The organism is Candidatus Binatia bacterium (genome assembly GCA_036382395.1).
GTDB lineage: Bacteria > Desulfobacterota > Binatia > HRBIN30 > HRBIN30 > JAGDMS01.
The window spans coordinates 1-19086 of the sequence record DASVHW010000430.1 but is presented as its reverse complement, the minus strand read 5'-3'; the positions used below and the strand labels follow the sequence as shown (position 1 = coordinate 19086).

The following is a 19086-nucleotide window of genomic DNA, read 5'->3' as shown; positions in this document are numbered from 1 at the left end:
CGGTTCAAGGGCGGCCGCGTGATCATGACGGCCATCGACGGCAGCAAGAAGGAGGTGGCGATCCGTCCCATCACCATCTGTTACCAGGCGCCGGGCGGCTATGGCCTGCCGTACAAGGACTTCATCCACGGCCTGTGGATGGGCTCTGCATGGATGGACGGCTATTGCCTCGACATCACCGACCCGAACGTGATGCGCGAAATCTGGGGCTATGTGGATTACGGATCCGAATTCCGTTGCGGCAACGAAGTCGGTTACGGCACCACCGAACTGATGGTGGTCGGCAAGTACCCGAAGTACGGCTACCAGGGATACTGATCAGGAACAGACTGTCCCATGCTGTCGCACGACGTCGACCTTTCGGATCTTCAACCAAAACTCATCGCCTGGCTGCAGCGCCAGATGCCGCAGGCGCGAGATCTGTCCATCTCGGACATCGAACGCGTCGGCGCGGGCTTCACCAACGTGAGTATTCCTTTCACGCTGCGCTGGCAGGAAGCGGGGGAGCAGCACACCGCGGGCATGTTGTTCCGCAGCGCCGTAACTTCCTATCCCGTGTATCCGGACTTCAAGCTGGAACGCCAGTTCCGCATCATGCAATGCCTGCAAGGTACGAATGTGCCGGTTCCGAGAGTCTACTGGATGGAACAGGATGAAGCCCCGCTCGGCTTCCCCTTCTACATCATGGGTAAGATCACGGGGGTCGTGCCTTCCGAGTATCCCCCGTACCATTCCTCCGGGATCTGTCATGACGCAACACCCGAGTTGCGAGCCAAGATGTGGTGGGGGACGCTGCGGGCGATGGCCAACATTCACAAGCTGGACTGGCAGCAGCGAGGGCTGTCGTTTCTCGGTGTTCCTACGCAGGGCACCGGGCCGGTGGACCAGGAACTCGACTACTGGGAGTGCTACCTCAACTGGGCGAAGGAGGAGCGACAGCCGATCCTCGAAGCGTCCTTGGAGTGGCTGAAGAAGAACCGCTACGCGCCGGCGCGCGTGACCTTGTGCTGGGGTGATGCCCGATTGCCCAACACGATGTTCAGCCCGGATGGCGATGTCCTCGCCGTGCTCGACTGGGACGCGGCGACGCTGGGGGATCCGGAAACCGACCTGGCATTCATGATCGCCCTGGACTGGTTGCTCAGCGAAGGCACCGGCGTGCCCCGTTTGGATGGCTTCCCCACCACGGCAGAAACGATCCAGCGCTACGAGGAGCTGACCGGCTGGCGGGTGGAGAATTTCTTCTACAACGAGGTGTTCGCCACCGTCCGCGCCGCGCTCACGGTGCTCCGGGTGCAGAAGAACTTGCTGAAGATGGGCATCGAGTTGCCCGGCGAAGACCCGATTGTCGATAACTTCTGTACCCAGAGAATCGCGAGTTTGTTGAATCTGCCGATGCCCACCGCACCGAGAAACGCGGCGGCGCGCAGCGAAGAGGTTTCGGGAATCGTGCAATTGCGCCTGACGGGATCAGGCGGCAGGGATTGGTATGTCGTGGCCGACAAAGGCCAGATCGTCCGCCATGAAGGACAGGCCGACCGCCCCGATGCGACCATCACCATCGCGGCCGAAGACTGGGCGGCCATTCAACGCGGTGAGATCAAGCCCTTCAATGCCTGGACGAGCGGCAAGCTCAAGGTGGCCGGCAACCATGCCCTTTACCAGCAGCTGGCGGACGTCATCGCGCGAACGTGACACTTGGCAAGAAACGGAGGACTGACCATGTCGATGAAGGAGCTTTTGGCCCGGGTGCAAGTGCTAGAGGACATCGAGGCAATCAGAAAACTGAAGGCGACCTACTGCTACCTGTGTGACGCCGGTCTCGAAGATGAACGCAACCGTAACCAATTGATCGCGCACTTCAGCGACAACGCCAAGGTGGACTTCGGTATGGGTCCGGCGTCGATGTTCGAAGGCAAAGCGGGGCTCGAGATCTTCTTTGGCCAGGTGGTGCCGTCGGGCGTGTCGTTCTGCATGCACATGGTGCACAACCCGATCATCGATGTCACCGGCGATAAGGCGACGGGGAAATGGTACTACGAGGCGCCTACGACGGACGCCTCCACCAACCGGGCGCAGTGGATGGCGGGTACCTACGAGGAGGAATACGTCCGCGAAAACGGGGAATGGAAATTCGCCTCCATCAAGACCAAATGGAAATACATCTCGCCGTACGACGAGGGATGGGCGAAGAACCGCGGTGAGCTGCTGACACAGCTGGAGAGCCGCTGAGTCTGGGCCGCGACCTTTCCAACCTCCCCTGGCCCCTCCTCGGTTTGGGGGACTGTCGATTGTCACCCAGCGGGCACCCCTCGATACGCCGCCAGCCCCTCGATACGCGGCCAAGAGAAGGCCGCAACTCGGGATGATCGGGAAAGAGGGCGGCTACTCGGGGCGAGCGGTTCCATGTTGATTTCAGAGGGTTTTTCCGTTCACCCCGAGTAGGCCCCATTTCCTCAGGGGCCGTATCGAGGGGCCACTCGCATTTATCGACAGTCCCAGGGGGCGAGGGGGACGAGTTCCCCTTTACCTCCGTCCGCGGCCGCGCTGCATCGGGCGGAAGAAATTCGTGCCTTCGGGCTTTTGGTTCTCGACTTTCGTACTGAAGATGTACGTGGTCTCTTCCCACATGCGGTCGCGGGCGCGCTTGAGGGCGGTGCGCACGCGGTTGCGCCGCATGAGGTCGCTTTGGCAGGCGCGCAGATCATCCTCGGGAATCTCCAGCGTTCCCGTGCGCTTGTCGCGCGAGAGGTGCACGATGATGCCGGGCCGATCGGCATGCTGAAGTTGTTCGATGATGAGCGCTGTCTTCTTGTCGATCCCCCGCATCATGGTGTTGAGGAGCTCGTGTACTTCCGTTGTGGTCATGGGTCATCCTTCTCCCGCGAGGCGTGAAAGTTCCGCCGAAATCCGTAAGCGACTGGCACGAAGAGCGGGAGTGCGCTCGGGGGATTGTTAGAGTACGGGGCAGAGCGGGGGAAGTCAAATTGCCCGGCACGCCAGCAGGTGCGAAGACCACCCTCCGCCTATCCCTGCCCCGCGGAGGGCAGATGGGATGCGGGCATTGCCTCGCTTCTGCCGTGCAAAAACTCCTGCAAATACCGGGCTGTGTGAGAACGGGTGCCGTTCGCGATGATGTCCGACGGCGGGCCCATGGCCACCACCTCGCCGCCCGCGTCACCACCTTCCGGACCGAGATCGATGATCCAATCCGCTTCCTTGATGATGTCGAGGTTGTGCTCGATGGTGACGATGGTGTTGCCCCGGTCGACCAGGCGGTGCAGGACGTCGATCAGCTTTTCGATGTCCGCGAAATGCAAGCCGGTGGTCGGTTCATCCAGGACGTACAGCGTCCGCCCGCGGGATTGTTTGCCCAGCTCATAGGCCAGCTTGATGCGCTGGGCTTCGCCACCGGAGAGCGTGTTGCTCCCCTGACCGAGCGTGAGATAGTCGAGGCCGATGTCGTGCAGCAGCCGCAGGGGCTGGGCAATGGCCGGAACCGCAGTAAAGAAATCCACTCCCTCCTCGACCGTCATGCGGAGCACCTGCGCCATGCTCTTGCCATTGTAGCGCACGGCCAGCGTCTCGTCGGTGAACCGCTGCCCTTCGCAGGCCTCGCAGGTGACATAGACGTCCGGCAGGAAGCTCATCTCCATCTTGATCTTGCCCTGGCCGGCGCAGGCCTCGCAGCGTCCACCCTTGACGTTGAACGAGAAACGGCCCGCCGTGTAGCCGCGCATGCGCGCTTCCGGTGTCATGGCGTAGAGCTTGCGAATCTCGTCGAAAAAGCCGACGTACGACGCCGGGATGGACCGTGGCGTTCTGCCGATCGGCGTTTGATCGACCTCGACGACGCGCTCGATGCCCTGGTGACCCCTGATGGCCTGATGCGTGCCGACGCGACCCGTGAATACCCCAAGCTCGCGCCGTAGGCCGGCATAGAGCACGTCGCGTACCAACGTCGATTTCCCCGAGCCGGACACCCCGGTGACGCAGGTCCAGGCACCGAGCGGGATCTCGACGTCGATGTGCTTCAAGTTGTGTTCGGCGGCCCCGTGGATCGTCAGGCGCGGAAGCAGGGCGACGCTGCGGAGCGGTCCCAGCCGTCGGCGTGACTGCCCGAGAAAGCGCGCGGTGACGGAAGCCGGGTATTGGCGCAAGGTGTGCGGTGGCCCCATGGCGACCACTTCGCCTCCGTGCACGCCGCCGCCGGGGCCGAGGTCGATGACGAGATCCGCCGACTCGATCGTGGCCTCATCATGCTCGACGACGATGACGGTGTTGCCCTGCTCCTTCAGTTCCCGCAGCGTCGCAAGCAGCATGCCGTTGTCGCGCGGGTGCAGCCCGATCGTGGGCTCGTCGAGGATGTAGCAAACGCCACGCAGGTTGGAGCCCAGTTGCGCTGCCAGGCGGATGCGCTGGGCCTCGCCGCCCGATAGCGTGTCGGCGCGGCGGTCGAGCGTCAGGTACGAGAGTCCCACCTGCTGGAGGAAGCGCAATCGCGGCAAGATCTCTTTGCGAATGTCGGCGGCGATTTGCTCCTCACGCCCGCTGAACTGTCGCCGTGACAAATCCGCGAAGCAGGCGGCCACGGACTGCTGGGTAAGTTCCCAAATAGCCATGCCGTCGACTTTCACGGCCTGCGCCCGTGGGTTGAGCCGCCGTCCGTGGCAGCTGGCGCAGGAATGCTCCGTCATGAACTGTTCCAGGACCGCCGAATCCGCACCCTCCTCGTCCAGTTGGTGCTGCAAGACCGCAAGCACTCCGCCATCTCCGCTGCCGTTTCCGTGAAACAAACGCTGCCGCTGGCGCGCCGTCAGCCGCGCCAGCGGCTTCTCGGCGGCGACGCCGTTGTGCTGGAGAATCTGTTTGATGGCGCGCGTCACTGCCGCTCCCAGCGGCTTCAGCGTGGATAGAAGGGCCGGGCCGACCGGCTGCAGCGGATCGCCGACCAAACGCTCGGGCGCGAAGCTGAGCACGCTGCCGATGCCGTCGCAGTCGGTGCACGCGCCCTGGCGGCTATTGAACGAGAACAGCCGCGGATCGAGCTCCTCGTACCCGATGCCGCAGCGGGCGCAGTACAGGCGTTCGCTGAATATGTGTTCGCTGCGCGCGCTGGCGACGATGACTGCCCCACCGCCGAAGCGCAGGGCCGCCACCACGAAGTCCGGGAGCTTTGCCGCCTCGCCGCGGGTGATATCGAGAGTGGCGACCACGATGTCGATGTCGTGCTCGCGATAACGGGCCAGCGAGGGGACTGGTCGCAGGGGATGCATCTTCCCGTCGATACGCGCGCGGGCGAAGCCCAGTTTGCTCGCGGTGCGGAATAGCTCCGTGTAGATGCCCTTGCGTCCTCGCACCGCCGGAGCCAGCACCGTCACCGTCTCGCCGCGGAACTCGCGCCGAATGCGGTCGACGATCTGCTGCCGCGTCAGCGAGGTGAGAGGCCGTCCGCAGCCGGTGCAATGCTGCACGCCGATCTTGGCGTAGAGCAGTCGCAGGTAGTGATAGATTTCGGTGACCGTGGCCACGGTGGATTTCTTGCTGCCTCGGCTCAGGCGCTGCTCGATCGCCACCGTGGGTGGCAGCCCCGCGAGGAACTCGACGTTGGGCCGCGCCAGCACCTTGACGAACTGGCGGGCATAGGTGGACAAACTGTCGAGGTAGCGGCGCTGCCCTTCGGCGTAGAGGATGTCGAAGGCCAGCGTCGACTTGCCGGAACCGCTCAGGCCGGTCACCACGATGAAGCGATCGCGCGGAATGTCCAGGCTCACATTGCGCAGGTTGTGCTCCTTGGCGCCGACGATGCGCATGATCCCGCGTGCCTCGGCTAGTGCGGCGGGCGCCGGCGCGGCTTGCCGCGCCAAAGTCGGGCCGTACCGCGGCGGAGCGTCAGCAACAGCATTGAGCTGAGGCAGCAGCGCCCGCAAATACCTAGCCGTGTGCGAACGCTCGGCGGCAGCCACCTCCTCCGGCGTACCGGCGGCAACCACCTCGCCACCGCCAGGCCCGCCCTCGGGACCGAGATCGATGACATAGTCGGCCGCCTTCGCCACCTCCATGTTGTGCTCGATGACGATGAGCGAATGGCCGCAATCCACCAGCCGTTGCAGTGCCCCGAGCAGCTTCTCGACGTCAGCGAAGTGCAAGCCGATGGTGGGCTCATCAAACAGGAACAGCGTGTGGGCTTTGGCGTCTCGGCCCATCGCCGCAGCCAGCTTGAGACGCTGCGATTCACCGCCGGACAACGTGTTCAGCGGTTGTCCCAGATGCAGGTAATCGAGCCCGACATCGGCCAGCGACTGCAGCCGACGGATCACCTCGGCATGCCCGGCGAAGAAGGTCAACGCCTCACGCACGGTGAGGCCGAGCACGTCGTGGATCGTCTTCTGGTTGTACGCCACTTCCAAGACTTCTGCGCGGAAGCGCTTCCCGCCGCACTCGGCGCAGGTCACATACACGTCGGAGAGAAACTGCATCTCCACTTTTTCGAAGCCTTCACCTTTGCAGGCTTCGCAGCGGCCGCCGGGGACGTTGAAGGAGAAGGTGGCGTTGGTGTATCCCCGCATGCGCGCCAGCGGCGTTTGCGCGAACAGTGCGCGGATGAGGTCGAAGGCCTTGAGGTAGGACACCGGGTTGGCCCGCGGCGTGGTACCGAGCGGTGATTGATCCACCAGAATCACGTCGGCAATGCGATCTGCTCCTTCAATCCGCTCGCACGCACCGGGTGTCCCCTGCGATTGGCCCAAATGCTTCTTGAGTCCACGGTAGAGCACATCCTCGATCAAGGTGGATTTTCCGGAACCGGAAACGCCAGTGACGCACACAAAGCGGGACAAAGGGAACCGTACGGTCACGTTCTTGAGATTGTTGGCCGAGGCCTTGTGCACCACCACGCTCAAGCGCGGGATCATGCGGCGGCGCCGACTCGGCACCGAGATGCTGCGCCGGCCAGCGAGATACTGGCCGGTCAGCGAGCCGGAACGCTCCAGCAGGTCGGTGTAATTGCCGGCAAAGACGACCTGTCCGCCAGCTTCGCCTGCCCCAGGGCCGAGATCGATGACGTGATCCGCCTCCCGAATGATCTCCGGATCGTGTTCGACCACGACAACGGTGTTCTCCTTGGCACGCAGCTCGTGCAGGATGCGCACCAGCCGCTGGCTGTCACGCGGGTGCAGGCCGACGGACGGTTCATCGAGAACATAGAGCGTGTTCACCAGCGAGGAACCGACGGCTGTCGTCAGATCGACGCGCGCCAACTCGCCGCCAGAAAGCGTGCGTGATTGGCGGTCGAGCGTGAGATAGTCGAGCCCCACCTCGAGCAAGTAGCGCAGCCGGTGGCGTACCTCCGTCAGAATGAGGTGCGCGATCTCCTCTTCGGATGGCCTCAACTGCAACGCGTCGAAAAACGCAGCCGCTTCGGCCACACTCAGGCGCTGGACATCGGCAACGCTGCGGCCGTTGACCTTGTACCACAAGGCTTCGGGCTTCAGCCGTCCGCCGTCACAGGCGGGACACAAGCGGTAGCTGCGGTAGCGCGACAGGAAGACGCGCACGTGCATGCGATAGGTGCGGCCTTCGAGCCAGCGGAACCAACCGCGGATGCCATAATACTTGCCTTCGCCATCAATGATGAGCTGGCGCTGCCGCTCGCTGAGCCGCTCGAACGGGACATCGATCGGGATCTTCTTCTTGCGGCAGAAGCTGAGCAGCTCCCCACGCTCCCATTCGGTGGCCCGCGTGCTCCACGGCTTGATGGCGCCGTCGGCAAGGGTCTTGCCCGGAGCGGGGATGACCAGATCGAGGTCCAGGTCGATGATGCGGCCGAAGCCGCGGCAGGTTTCGCAGGCACCCAGCGGACTGTTGAACGAAAACAGGTTTGAGGTCGGCTCGCGGTACCCGATATTGCAGCGCGGGCATTCGAGCCGGGCCGCGTGCGGCTCGCGGCGGTTGCCCTGGTCGGGAAACACCAAGGCCAGTCGTTCCTTGCCGAAACGGAATGCTTGTTCCAAGGAATCGACGATGCGCGCCTTCTGTTCGGGATGGACCGTGAGCCGATCGGCAACGACCACCAGCGGGGATGGAGGGGTTTCGACGTCCTCGATGGCAACTACTCGGTCGGCGACCAGCACGCGGCGGAAGCCGGAGCTGGTGAACCCGGCCCGCGCTTCATCCCAGGGGAGGCGTTCGGGCAGCGGTACTTCGAAGGTCACCAGAACGCGGGTTCCTTCCGGCTGCCGCAGCAGCAGCTCACACACCGACTCGGCCGATTCCACAGCGACGACCTGGGCGCATTCGCGGCAGTGCAACACGCCGATCTTGGCGAACAGCAGCTTCAGGTGATCATGCAGCTCCGTCATGGTTGCCACGGTCGAGCGCGAGGTCTTGACCGTGTTGCCCTGGCTGATGGCGATGGCCGGGAGGATACCGTCGATGTGATCGACCTGCGGCTTGTCCATGCGATCGAGGAACTGGCGCGTGTAGGCAGAGAAGCTCTCGACGTAGCGACGCTGACCCTCGGCATAGAGGACGTCGAAGGCGAGGCTGGACTTTCCCGATCCGGACGGTCCGGTGACGACGGTGAGCGCGTTGACGGGAATGCGCACGTCGATGTTCTTGAGGTTATTCTGCCGCGCCCCGGTGATGGTGATCCAGGAATCTTGCATACTCAACGATCTCGAAAACAATATGTATAGCTGAAAACGTGCGACGCGCTACACTCGGTCGTCTAAACCGAGAGTGGGCGCGGCACGCCGTTGCTGGCGCGCAATGGCCTTCGGTGGCTGCTTCCCCACCGGCCCGGAAGGCGCGTGCCGCAGCGCGCGCAACAACCGTTGACGAGGTGATTGGCAAGGATCCGATACCCGAGGCGCTCGACCACGGGCGTGCGGCAGCGCGGACAATAGGTGTTCTCGTGGTCGGCGAGGCGCCCGGGAAGATTACCGGTGTATACGTAGCGCAGTCCCGCCGCCGCGCCGCTGGCCACTGCGCGCAAGAGCGTCTCCACGGTCGTCGCGTCGCCGTCGGTCATCTTGTAGTCGGGATGAAACGCGGTGACGTGCCAGGGGATGTCGACGGAGACCGACGCGAGGAAGCGTGCGATCTCGGCCAGCTCTGTATCGGAGTCGTTGAAGCCCGGCACCACCAGCGTCACCACCTCGACCCACACATCCATTTCCACCAGCCGGCGAATGGTGGTCTGCACGGTTTCGAGGACACCGCCGAGCTTGCGGTACTGCTGGTCGTTGAAGCCCTTGAGGTCGACTTTGTAGAGGTCCACCCACGGCCGCAGGTATTCGAGCCCTTCGGGCGTGGCGTTGCCGTTCGAAACGTACGCGGTCGTCAGTCCATGGGCTTTGGCGATGCGGAAGATCTCCACGGCCCATTCGCTGGTGATCAACGGCTCATTGTAGGTGCTGGCGACGATTTCCGCACCGTGATCGATGGCGAGTTGGACCAGCTGTTCGGCGCTGCAGAAGCGAGGCGGAACCCCGGCGACTGGGTCGCGCAGCACTTGCGATGTGATCCAGTTCTGGCAATAGCCGCAGTGGTAATCGCACCCCAGCATACCGAAGCTCAGTGCCAGAGCGCCGGGTGCGGCGTGGAAGAACGGCTTTTTCTCGACCGGGTCACACTGCAACGCGGCGACATAGCCGTGCGGCACGCGCAGGATGCCGTCGCGGTTGAAGCGCACTTTGCAGATGCCGGCCTTGCCGTCGGGAAGATAACAGCGATGGCCGCAGGCGACGCAACGGACCGCTTTGTCCGTAAGCGCCTGGTACAGTTCACCGGCTGTGGCTTGTTCGGTCAGGAACTGCTGCAGCGGTGTCGGTGGCTGAGGCCCGCTTGGCATTGTGCAGCAAACTATAGGTGTGACGCGCCCGCGTCGCAACGGCGAGTCGAGAACGCCCGTCGGGTCTTCGAGCGGGAACGGCCGGTTTGCAGCCGGTCGTTTCCGCTCACACCAGATCAGCTGGTTGCGATGTTGATCCGTCGCGGTTTAGCCCGGGCGCTCTTCGGCAGCTCGAGCTCGAGGACGCCGTTGTTCATGCGTGCCTTGATGTGGTCCGCATCGATATCCGCCGTCACGGTGAATCGACGCAGGTAGTTGCCGATGTTGTACTCCGTGTAAACCGGCGACAGATTTTCGTACTCCTGCAACGAGACCCGGCCTTCGATCGAGAGCACGCCGTCGGCGAGGTTGACGTCGACCGAGTGCTGATCCACGCCGGGCATGTCCGCCCACAGCCAGAGGCTGTCGGCGGTCTCGCAGATGTCCACCTCGGGCACGTACGTACGACCCGGACGGGTGTGTTCGCCGCCGGCGAGTTCCTGTTTCTGCTTCACGGTTTGTTCCTGCTCTGTCATGATTCAACGGCCTCCCTTATGTGACGCGAGGTTCAGGCGGCTTTCACGGTGATCTGGCGGGGCTTGGCCTCCGCATTCTTGGGAACGCGTACCGTCAGCACGCCGTGCTTGTACGTGGCTTCAGCCCGCGCCAGGTCGAGGGCCTCCGGCAACTGCAGCGAGCGCGAGAACTCGCCTGCGTTTCTCTCACGCCGATGGAAGCTGGCACCCTCAGGGCCGCGCCGTTCGCGTGTCCCCTTGATGGTCAACGTGCGACCATGGGCTTCGATGTTGAGCTGATCGGGCGCAACGCCCGGGATCTCGAGCCGGACAACGTCGCCATCTCGGTCGCTGAAAATGTTCACTGCGGGGAAGACTCCGCGGCCAGAGACGCCGAGGTCCAAGTCGAGCGGGTTCTGGAATGCACGCTCCAATTCGCGCTGAAGCGACAACAGTCCACTCACCGGGTCGAGGAATAGTGCCATAAGCGACTCCTTCTCTTGTTTGTTCTTTCTGCAGCGCCACTAGTGGCCGGCGCTAGCATGCGACGAAGGTAAGGCCGATCGGGTGCTTGTCAAGGTGGACGATGGGGCTTTTGTGGGCCGCGAGTCGCGTGCTACAGACAAGACGCCGAGATCACTCAGGACGACCAAGAAAGGACTGACTTCATGCAGTATGAGACCATTCAGTACGATGTTGAAGAGCGTATCGTGACCATTACTTTGCAGCGACCCGAGAAACTCAACGCCTTCACGGGGCGGATGTGCCGGGAGTTGATCAGCGCCTTCGAGCGCGCCGATGCGGATGATGACATTCGGGTCGTCATCGTGACGGGCGCGGGCCGAGCCTTCTGCGCCGGGGCCGATTTGAGCGAAGGCGGGGCCACCTTCGACAGTGAGGTGCGTGGCCGGGATGAGACGCTGGACACCCACCGCGATGGCGGCGGCTTGGTGACGCTGCGCATTTTCGAGTCGAAGAAGCCTGTCATCGCTGCCATCAACGGACCGGCGGTCGGCGTAGGCATCACAATGACACTGCCGATGGACGTCCGCATCGCCTCCACTGCCGCGCGCATGGGCTTCGTCTTCGCCCGCCGTGGCATCGTTCCCGAGGCGTGCAGCAGCTGGTTCCTGCCCCGCGTCGTGGGTATCAGCAAAGCGGCGGAGTGGGTGTACACCGGCCGGGTGTTTGGCGCCCAGGAAGCCCTGGAGGCCGGACTGGTGAGCCAGGTGGTTGCGCCCGAACGGTTGATCGAGTCGGCCCGCGCGCTTGCCCGCGAGATTGCGGACAACACCTCCGCAGTGTCCGTCGCGCTGTCCCGCCAACTCCTGTGGCGCATGCTGGGCGCCGATCATCCCATGGAAGCCCACAAGATCGATTCGAAGTGTATCTATTGGATGGGAAAGTCGCCGGATGCTTACGAGGGCGTGACGTCGTTCTTCGAAAAGCGGCCGCCCCGCTTCGGGCTCAGGCCGAGCGCCGATCTGCCCGACTTTTACCCCTGGTGGACGGAGCGCAAATTCCCGTGAGTCCGGTCACTTTGCCGCGGCGTGCTGCCCGCTGCTTTGATTGCCAAGCGCAAGGGCAGCGCTGTCCTATGACAAATGTCACGGGGTAAGGGAATACCCGTATAGCCTACGTAGTGTTACTGAGATTGTTCTTGCAAATCTCCGCAATTTGCGCGACTTTGCCGTGATGGACAGACCGGGTATACATGAAATCCCCAAAGCCAAGGTGCTCGTGCGTCTGCGCGACATGAAGCTGCGCGTCGAAGAAAGTGATTTCTTGTCGCGCTATGACTTTGTTCTCAACGGTCGGATACGCGTAGCATTACGTACGGCCTTCCCCAGCTCCTACCGCCGTCAGGTCCGCCTGCGTCGGCGTCTCTACAGCTATGTGTACCGCGCCTGGAATTTCAACTTCCACCATCGTGGTCGCATCGACGAGCAGTATTGTGACTTTTTCATCTGTGTGCCCTTGGGGATGACGAAGGCACTCGACCTCAGTAAAGCCTATATCATCCCGTGGGACGCACGCAGCGGTAAGACCTTCTACCTGCCGGACTCACGACGCTCTTATGCTGGTAAGTATGCTGACTACCGCGACGCCTGGAATCAGTTGCGGGAAGTTTGCCGTGCCCAGGCGGCGTGAGTTGGGATTTCCGTAGCCGTCGGTTTTCAAGGCACACCCGGTCCCAGGCGATTCTGACATGATGGCAGAGGCGGCGTGCGTCTGTTGATTATTGATCGCCCCCTGCCGCGTCGGCGCCAGATGCCGGTCGCTACTTGATTTGTTTCCGAAACGTCAAGCTGGCGAGTCCCAGAATCACTATCCCGTACACGAAGAGGATACCCGCCTCTCCCTTCAGGACCTCCCAGCCGACGCCCTTGAGAAAAATGCCGCGCACGATCGTGATGTAGTAGCGCAGTGGAATCAGGTAGGTGAGTTTCTGCACCAGCGGCGGCATGCTGGCGATCGGGAACATGAACCCGGAAAAGAACATGTTCGGCAACATGATGAACTGCCCCGCCATCGACGCTTGCTGCTGCGTGTTGGAGATCGTGGAAGCGACCAGACCCAGGCCCAGGCAGGTGAGAATGAAGAGTCCCGTGAGTCCGAAAAGCAGCGGCAAGCTTCCGCTGATCTTCACACCGAACCAGAAGGTTCCGGCCAGCACCACCATGGTGACGTTGATATAGCCGAGGCCGATGAAGGGAATCGCTTTACCCAAGATCAGCTCGTACGGGCGGATCGGCGTCACGATCAATTGCTCCATCGTGCCGCGTTCTTTCTCGCGCACGATGGCGATCGCCGTCAGAATCACCATGGATTCCATCAGCAGCACGCAGATGATTCCCGGCACCATGTAGCGGACACTGCGCATCTCGGGATTGAACCACACCCGCGGCTCGAGATTCACGACCGGGTGCTGGCTGAACCCAGCCGGCCGGCCGTGGTCGGCAAACTGCACTTCCACTGCCTGCGTCAGCGTGATCTGTTCCAGATAGGCCGCGGCGATCGTGGCGGTGTTCGAGTTGCTGCCGTCGACGGCGGCCATGACCTCAGCGGGTTGATGCCGCTTGATGCGAGCGGAAAAATCCGACGGGATCGTCAGGGCGACGCGGATGCGGCCGCGGTCCAGCAGCCGGTCGATGTCCTGCACGCTCCGGCAGGGAGCGGCGATGCGGAAATAGCCGCTGCCCACGATGTGCTCGATGTAGGCGCGGCTTTCCGTCGATTGGTCGTAGTCGCAGACCGCCGTGTCGATGTCGGTGATGTCGCTGGACACGACGTAGCCGAAGATGGTCAGCTGCATCAACGGCATGATCAGGATCATCCTGAACATACGCCGATCGCGGGTGATCTGGATCACCTCTTTCCACATCACGTAAAAGATGCGGGAGAGTGAGGCGGTCATCGGCGCCACTCCTTCTTCATCCCAGCTTTTCCTGAAAGCGGCTGGCGCTGAGCCACACGATAGCGGTGGTGAAGCAGAGCAGCATGACGGCCTCGGGCCACAGCACAGACAGGCCGACACCTTTGAGGTAGATGCCGCGAATTGCGGTCACGAAGTAGCGCCCGGGGAAGAAGTAGGTGATGAACCGGATCACGATCGGCATGTTCTCGATTGGGAAGATGAAGCCGGAGAGAAGAATCGACGGCAACAGGGAAATGAAGATGGCGGCCAGCATCGCATTTTGCATCGTGTCCGCAATGGTGGAGACGAAGACGCCGGTACCGAGTGAGCTGGTGAGGTAGATCAGCGAGAAGATCGTCAGCTGCACCAGACTGCCCTTGATCGGTACCTGAAAAATGAGGTAGCCGGCGCCGACGATGATCATGAGGTCGATGAAAGCGATGATGACGTAAGGAATGAGCTTGCCGATCATCATTTCCAAGGGACGGATGGGTGAGACCAGAATCTGCTCGAGGGTGCCGCGTTCCTTCTCCTTGACGATGCTCAGCGCCGTGAGCATGGCGCCGACGATCATCATGATGACGGCAATGACCCCGGGCACGATGAAGTTGACGCTCTTCAACTCCGGATTGTACCAGATGCGACTCTTGAGTTCGATCGGAGGCGTGCTCAGCACCGAGGTGTGAGTCCCCTGCGGCTTGCCCGTGCCGACGCTGCTGGAGTAACGGGCCATCATGGCCAGCAGGTACCCTTGGGCGATGGTCGCGGTGTTGGAGTCGGACCCATCGATGAGTGCCTGCACCGTCACCGGCTCACCGGAGCGGATGTGCGTGGCAAAATCGCGAGGGATCACCACCGCCGCCTTGCTGGCGTCGGTCGTCAGGTCTCGGTTCAGGTCGCGTTCATTGTGGGCCCAGCGCACCAGATGAAAATAGCCGGAACGGAGCATCTGCTCGGTGAGATCGCGGCTCTCGGGCGTGTGATCGTAGTCCAGGATCGTCAGCGGCACGTTGTCCACGTCGTAGCGGATGCCGTAGCCGTACATGATCAGCATGCAGATGGGATACAAGAACGTCAGAATCAGGCTGCGCCGATCGCGCACGACATCGATGAACTCCCGGCGCATGATGGCACGGACGGTGCGCACCGACAGCGCCCGCCTTCCCGGCCCACGAGGGGTCGCCTCGGCGGATGACCTGGTCATGCGGCCTCGCCGTTGCTGCCGCTGGCCTCCACGATGGTGACGAAGGCATCCTCCAGCGACGGTTCGATGCGTTCCAGCCGCTGCACGGTAATCCCGGCGGCCTGTAGCCGAGCTGCCACCGCGGCCCGGGCGGCGGTTTCGTCGTCGGCGACCAGATGCAAGGTGGCGCCAAACAGCGCCACGCCGGCCAGCGCCTGCTCCAGTTTCAACGCGCCGAAGGCGCCCATCAAGTTGCTACACTCGAGTTCGAGCAAGGCGCGGGACACGTAGCGGCGCTTCAGTGTTGCGGGGCTGCCGGTGGCGACCACCTTCCCTCCATAGATCAGCGCCAACTCGTCACAATGCTCGGCCTCATCCATATAGTGCGTGGTGACGAACACCGTGATGCCGCGCGCGGACAACTCGCCGATCATTTCCCAGAAGTTGCGGCGCGAGGCGGGATCGACGCCGGAAGTCGGTTCGTCGAGAAACAGGATCGGCGGCTCGTGCAGCACGGCGCAACCGAGGGCCAGCCGCTGCCGCCAACCACCGGCGAGTTCCGCCGTCACGAGGTGCTCGCGGCCGCGCAGCCCCGCCATGTCTACGGCCCAGGCGATGCGCGCCGCACGTTGCGCCCCACGGACGTTGTAGATGCCGGCAAAGAAACGCAGATTCTCCTCCACCGTCAGGTCCTCGTACAACGAGAACCGTTGCGACATGTAACCGATGTTGCTCTTGAGTTGCTCGGTTTGACGTAAGATGTCGAAACCCCCGACCGTCCCCTGTCCACCGCTGGGCCGCAGGATGCCGCACAGCATGCGGATGGTTGTCGACTTGCCGGCGCCGTTGGGACCAAGAAAGCCGAAGACCGTGCCGGTGGCGACTTGGAGGTCGATGTGATCGACGGCGACAAAGCTGTCGAACACACGGGTCAGTCCGCTGACGTCGACGGCGAATTCGGTCATGGCGGGCTGACGCTCGTGTTGGCGGTGGCGGGTGCCGCCTCGGCGCGGCGATGGATGTACGACAGAAAAACGTCCTCCAGCGACGGCTTCCGAATCTGCCAGTCCTGCACTTCGATACCCGCCGCGCGGAGGTTGCGCAGGCCGGCGTCGACGTCAAATCCGGTCCGCGGAATCGTCACGTGCAGGTGTTCCCCGAAGCTCACCGCTTCCTCCATTCCGGCAACGTGCCGCAACGCCAGTCGGGCCCGCCGCGAATCGGCGCAGCGGAGATCGAGAATGACCGTTTGGAGTTCGGCCCTGAGGGTTGCGGGGCTGCCGCAGGCGATCAGCTGACCGTCCAGCAGGAACCCCACCCGCCCGCAGCGTTCGGCTTCGTCCATGTACGGCGTCGACAACAAGATGGTCGAGCCCTCGTGCATCAGATCGTAGAGAATGAGCCAGAAATCGCGGCGCGACACGGGATCGACCCCGATCGTGGGTTCGTCGAGCAGCAAGATGCGTGGTTGGTGAATGAGGCAGGTGCACAGACTGAGCTTCTGCTTCATGCCGCCGGAGAGATTGCGCGTCAGCCGATCTTGAAACGGTCCCAGCCGGCTGAATTCCAACAACCGCGTGATGCGCTTGCGCCGCTCGCCGTGCGGCACGTGCCACACCTCGCTCACGTACAAGAGATTCTCCGCCACCGTCAGCGTTTCCGAGAGGCTGAAGCGCTGCGACATGTAGCCGATGCGTTCCTTCACCAGAGCCGGGCTGGTGCTCACGTCGATGCCGTCGATCCGCACGGTCCCAGCCGACAGACTCAACAGACCGGCCAGAATGCGCAGAAAAGTGGTCTTGCCGGCGCCGTCGGGGCCGACCAAACCGAACAGTTCGCCCGGCGCGACGGACACGCTGAGGCCGCGCAACGCGTGCGTGCCTGCATAATCCTTGGCGACGTCGGTGGCTTCGATAGCAGCGGACATCAGAGGTTGAGGCACTGTCACCGAGTCATTGATCCCATCGTCAATGACGGCACGACTCAATGAGCCGGCGGATCAATGCTCTCGGGTCCGTGGTTGAGTGGGAGCAGCGCATCGGCCGGCATGCCGGCCTTGAGCGCCTGGTTGCGGTTCTCCAACTCGATCTTGATACGGTAGACCAGTTTGACACGCTCGTCTTGCGTCTGGATGTTCTTCGGAGTGAACTCGGCCTTTTCCGAAACGAAGGTCACCTTGCCGGAAAACGGCTGTGATGGAAACGAGTCCACGGTGACGTAGGCCTTCATGCCCAGGGCCACTTTGCCCAGATCACGCTCGCCTACGTACAGGTTCAGCCACGGGCGCGTCAGGTCGCCGAGGGTGATGACCGAAGCGCCGGCAGGCGCCATCTCTCCCACCTCGCGGTTCTTGGAGAGCACGCGGCCGGCAATCGGCGCAAACAGCTGGCAGCGCGAGAGGTTCAGCTCGGCGAGCTCCAGCGCCTTCTCCCCTTCCCGCAGCCGCGCCCGTCCTTCTTCGACTTCCTCGGTGCGAGATCCCTCTTTCAGCATGGCAAGCTGGGCGTGAGCCCGATCGCGGGTGGCCTGCGCCCCGGCGAATACCGCTTTGGTGCGATCGAATTCCGACTGTGAGGCGACGTGCGCTTGGTACAGCGCCCGCATGCGGTCGAATTCTCGTTGCGCGGTGGTGAAATCGCTGTCCGCGGCCTCGACGGCTGCCAGCGCCTGATCGATCTCCTGGGCCCGCGGGCCTTTCAGCAAGAGTCGGTAGCGTGCCTCCGCCGCCGCCTTTGCGGCCGTCGCGCGGTCGACAAGCAAGCGATACTCGCGGTCATCGACACGGGCGATGGGTTCGCCCTTGTCGAGCAGCGAGCCCTCTTCCACGTAGCGCTCCTTGATAGTGCCGGGCACCTCGAAGGCGACGTCCACTTCCGTGACTTCGATGATTCCCGAGCCCTTGATGGCGCGGTCAGACTCGTCCCGCCCCGCCTTCCACCGCCACCACCCGGCGGCGCCAAGAACGACAATAAGAGCGACAATTATACCGATGCGCCGTTGCATTGCCTGCGATACCCCGGTGGCTTAGAGCACAAATGCAAAACGGATGCACCCGCTGCGACCATCGGAAATGTGCATGGGAGAACCGCTATGCCCGTCGACCGCGTTTGACGTCGGCACTGTCGACCAAGGTTCCTATTGGTCCCGCAGCTGCAGCAAATCTTCGCGGCGCAGCACGTCGATGAACTTCACGGCTGCGGGGGACAGATGCCGGCTCTTCTTGTAGATGATGCCCAGCGGCCGGAGCAGGGTCTCGTCAGAGAGGTGCACGACCTTGAGCGTGCCCTGCGCGAGTTCATGCTGTACCGAAGCCAACGGGATGATGGCAATGCCCTGTTCGATTTCCACCGCGCGTTTGATGGTCTCGATATTGTCGTACTCACCGATGTACCGAACGCTGACACCGCGGTCTTTGAACAGCTGGTCCGTGGCCTTGCGGGTCGAGATGTCGCGCTCGTATCCGACGAAGGCCTCTCCGTTCAAGCGGCCGATCGCCACTTTCTTAAAGGCCGCGAACGCATGGCTGGGCGGACAGGCCACGACCAGGCGGTCCTCGCGAAATGGGACCACGGTGATTTGCGGATGCTTTGCCGGGTACGCCACGATGCCGAGATCGATGCGGCCGGCGACGACATCCTCGTAGATCTTGTTCGGTCGGGAGTACTCGACGTGCACGTTCACCTGCGGGAACTCGCGCAAGTACTCTTTCAGGTACGGGGGAAGCTCGTGCAGGCCCACGCTGTAGACAATGGCGATACGCAGCGTGCCGCTGACCACCTTCCCGCTCTCCTGGAGCTGGGTTTCGATCTCGCGGTATTTCTCCAGGATCTCGCGGCTGGCGCGATAGAGAATATCCCCAGCCGGAGTCGCCTTGGCTCCCGCCCGCCCACGTTCAAGCAGCTTACACCGGTACTTCGACTCCAGCGTTCGCAGCTGCTGGCTCACCGCCGACTGAGTGATGAAATTCTGCGAAGCCGCGGCGGAAAAGCTGCCGGTTTCCACTACATCACAGAACACCTTCAGTGTCTCGATGTGCACCTTCGCATAGTTAGCCGTACTGATAAAGATGTCAATCGCTAGGGTCTCTTCTAATGCTCGCCCCAGCTTCCCTCCCAGGTACCCGGGGGCTCAATGATAG

Annotated in this window: 16 protein-coding genes; 5 read left to right on the top strand and 11 right to left on the bottom strand. The window is 62.7% G+C overall.

Annotated elements, in window-relative coordinates; translation table 11 throughout:
• The 3 genes from VF515_21440 to VF515_21430 all read left to right on the top strand — a co-directional run.
• Positions 1 to 318, top strand: a 318-nt coding sequence (locus tag VF515_21440) for a hypothetical protein (protein ID HEX7410193.1), incomplete at its 5' end; no start/stop codon positions are given.
• A gap of 18 nt (positions 319 to 336) precedes the next feature.
• Positions 337 to 1695, top strand: a complete 1359-nt coding sequence (locus VF515_21435; protein ID HEX7410192.1) for a phosphotransferase — start codon at positions 337 to 339, stop codon at positions 1693 to 1695.
• Positions 1696 to 1722: 27 nt separating this feature from the next.
• Entirely contained in the window at positions 1723 to 2232 is a 510-nt protein-coding gene (locus VF515_21430; protein ID HEX7410191.1) for a nuclear transport factor 2 family protein, read from the top strand.
• A 294-nt stretch (positions 2233 to 2526) separates the two neighbouring features.
• Here VF515_21430 and VF515_21425 read toward each other — a convergent pair whose 3' ends face one another.
• The 5 genes from VF515_21425 to VF515_21405 form a co-directional block, all read right to left on the bottom strand.
• Positions 2527 to 2868, bottom strand: coding sequence for a hypothetical protein (locus VF515_21425; GenBank protein ID HEX7410190.1), 342 nt, complete (start codon positions 2866 to 2868; stop codon positions 2527 to 2529).
• A gap of 158 nt (positions 2869 to 3026) precedes the next feature.
• On the bottom strand, positions 3027 to 8666 hold the full coding sequence (gene uvrA / locus VF515_21420) for an excinuclease ABC subunit UvrA (protein ID HEX7410189.1): 5640 nt from the start codon (positions 8664 to 8666) through the stop codon (positions 3027 to 3029).
• Positions 8667 to 8728: 62 nt separating this feature from the next.
• Positions 8729 to 9853: an AmmeMemoRadiSam system radical SAM enzyme gene (amrS, locus tag VF515_21415; protein HEX7410188.1), complete on the bottom strand. Its 1125-nt coding sequence runs from the start codon at positions 9851 to 9853 to the stop codon at positions 8729 to 8731.
• A 116-nt stretch (positions 9854 to 9969) separates the two neighbouring features.
• Positions 9970 to 10347 (bottom strand): Hsp20/alpha crystallin family protein, encoded by a 378-nt coding sequence (locus VF515_21410; GenBank protein ID HEX7410187.1) that lies wholly within the window; start codon positions 10345 to 10347, stop codon positions 9970 to 9972.
• A 53-nt stretch (positions 10348 to 10400) separates the two neighbouring features.
• Positions 10401 to 10832 (bottom strand): Hsp20/alpha crystallin family protein, encoded by a 432-nt coding sequence (locus VF515_21405; protein ID HEX7410186.1) that lies wholly within the window; start codon positions 10830 to 10832, stop codon positions 10401 to 10403.
• A 183-nt stretch (positions 10833 to 11015) separates the two neighbouring features.
• Between VF515_21405 and VF515_21400 the strand changes: the two genes are divergently transcribed.
• Both VF515_21400 and VF515_21395 read left to right on the top strand, forming a co-directional pair.
• Positions 11016 to 11876, top strand: a complete 861-nt coding sequence (locus VF515_21400; protein ID HEX7410185.1) for a crotonase/enoyl-CoA hydratase family protein — start codon at positions 11016 to 11018, stop codon at positions 11874 to 11876.
• A gap of 148 nt (positions 11877 to 12024) precedes the next feature.
• A complete protein-coding gene (locus VF515_21395; GenBank protein ID HEX7410184.1) occupies positions 12025 to 12498 on the top strand; it encodes a hypothetical protein in 474 nt (157 codons plus the stop codon).
• Positions 12499 to 12628: 130 nt separating this feature from the next.
• Here the strand turns inward: VF515_21395 and VF515_21390 are convergent, their stop codons facing one another.
• From VF515_21390 to VF515_21365, 6 genes are all read right to left on the bottom strand, one after another.
• Entirely contained in the window at positions 12629 to 13765 is a 1137-nt protein-coding gene (locus tag VF515_21390) for an ABC transporter permease (GenBank protein HEX7410183.1), read from the bottom strand.
• 16 nt (positions 13766 to 13781) lie between these two features.
• Positions 13782 to 14969 (bottom strand): ABC transporter permease, encoded by a 1188-nt coding sequence (locus VF515_21385; protein HEX7410182.1) that lies wholly within the window; start codon positions 14967 to 14969, stop codon positions 13782 to 13784.
• Positions 14966 to 15913 (bottom strand): ABC transporter ATP-binding protein, encoded by a 948-nt coding sequence (locus VF515_21380; protein ID HEX7410181.1) that lies wholly within the window; start codon positions 15911 to 15913, stop codon positions 14966 to 14968. The genes VF515_21385 and VF515_21380 overlap by 4 nt, the downstream gene beginning before the upstream one ends.
• On the bottom strand, positions 15910 to 16890 hold the full coding sequence (locus VF515_21375; protein HEX7410180.1) for an ABC transporter ATP-binding protein: 981 nt from the start codon (positions 16888 to 16890) through the stop codon (positions 15910 to 15912). The genes VF515_21380 and VF515_21375 overlap by 4 nt, the downstream gene beginning before the upstream one ends.
• Positions 16891 to 16931: 41 nt before the next feature.
• Positions 16932 to 17951 (bottom strand): HlyD family efflux transporter periplasmic adaptor subunit, encoded by a 1020-nt coding sequence (locus tag VF515_21370; protein HEX7410179.1) that lies wholly within the window; start codon positions 17949 to 17951, stop codon positions 16932 to 16934.
• A gap of 132 nt (positions 17952 to 18083) precedes the next feature.
• Positions 18084 to 18986 (bottom strand): LysR family transcriptional regulator, encoded by a 903-nt coding sequence (locus VF515_21365; GenBank protein HEX7410178.1) that lies wholly within the window; start codon positions 18984 to 18986, stop codon positions 18084 to 18086.
• Between the last annotated feature and the right edge of the window lie 100 nt (positions 18987 to 19086).

Coding starts and splice junctions, on each gene's coding strand:
- VF515_21435 (HEX7410192.1), top strand. CDS start 337: ATGCTGTCGCACGACGTCGACCTTTCGGATCTTCAACCAAAACTCATC.
- amrS (HEX7410188.1), bottom strand. CDS start 9,853: ATGCCAAGCGGGCCTCAGCCACCGACACCGCTGCAGCAGTTCCTGACC.
- VF515_21425 (HEX7410190.1), bottom strand. CDS start 2,868: ATGACCACAACGGAAGTACACGAGCTCCTCAACACCATGATGCGGGGG.
- VF515_21430 (HEX7410191.1), top strand. CDS start 1,723: ATGTCGATGAAGGAGCTTTTGGCCCGGGTGCAAGTGCTAGAGGACATC.
- VF515_21370 (HEX7410179.1), bottom strand. CDS start 17,951: ATGCAACGGCGCATCGGTATAATTGTCGCTCTTATTGTCGTTCTTGGC.
- VF515_21385 (HEX7410182.1), bottom strand. CDS start 14,969: ATGACCAGGTCATCCGCCGAGGCGACCCCTCGTGGGCCGGGAAGGCGG.
- VF515_21380 (HEX7410181.1), bottom strand. CDS start 15,913: ATGACCGAATTCGCCGTCGACGTCAGCGGACTGACCCGTGTGTTCGAC.
- uvrA (HEX7410189.1), bottom strand. CDS start 8,666: ATGCAAGATTCCTGGATCACCATCACCGGGGCGCGGCAGAATAACCTC.
- VF515_21405 (HEX7410186.1), bottom strand. CDS start 10,832: ATGGCACTATTCCTCGACCCGGTGAGTGGACTGTTGTCGCTTCAGCGC.
- VF515_21400 (HEX7410185.1), top strand. CDS start 11,016: ATGCAGTATGAGACCATTCAGTACGATGTTGAAGAGCGTATCGTGACC.
- VF515_21390 (HEX7410183.1), bottom strand. CDS start 13,765: ATGACCGCCTCACTCTCCCGCATCTTTTACGTGATGTGGAAAGAGGTG.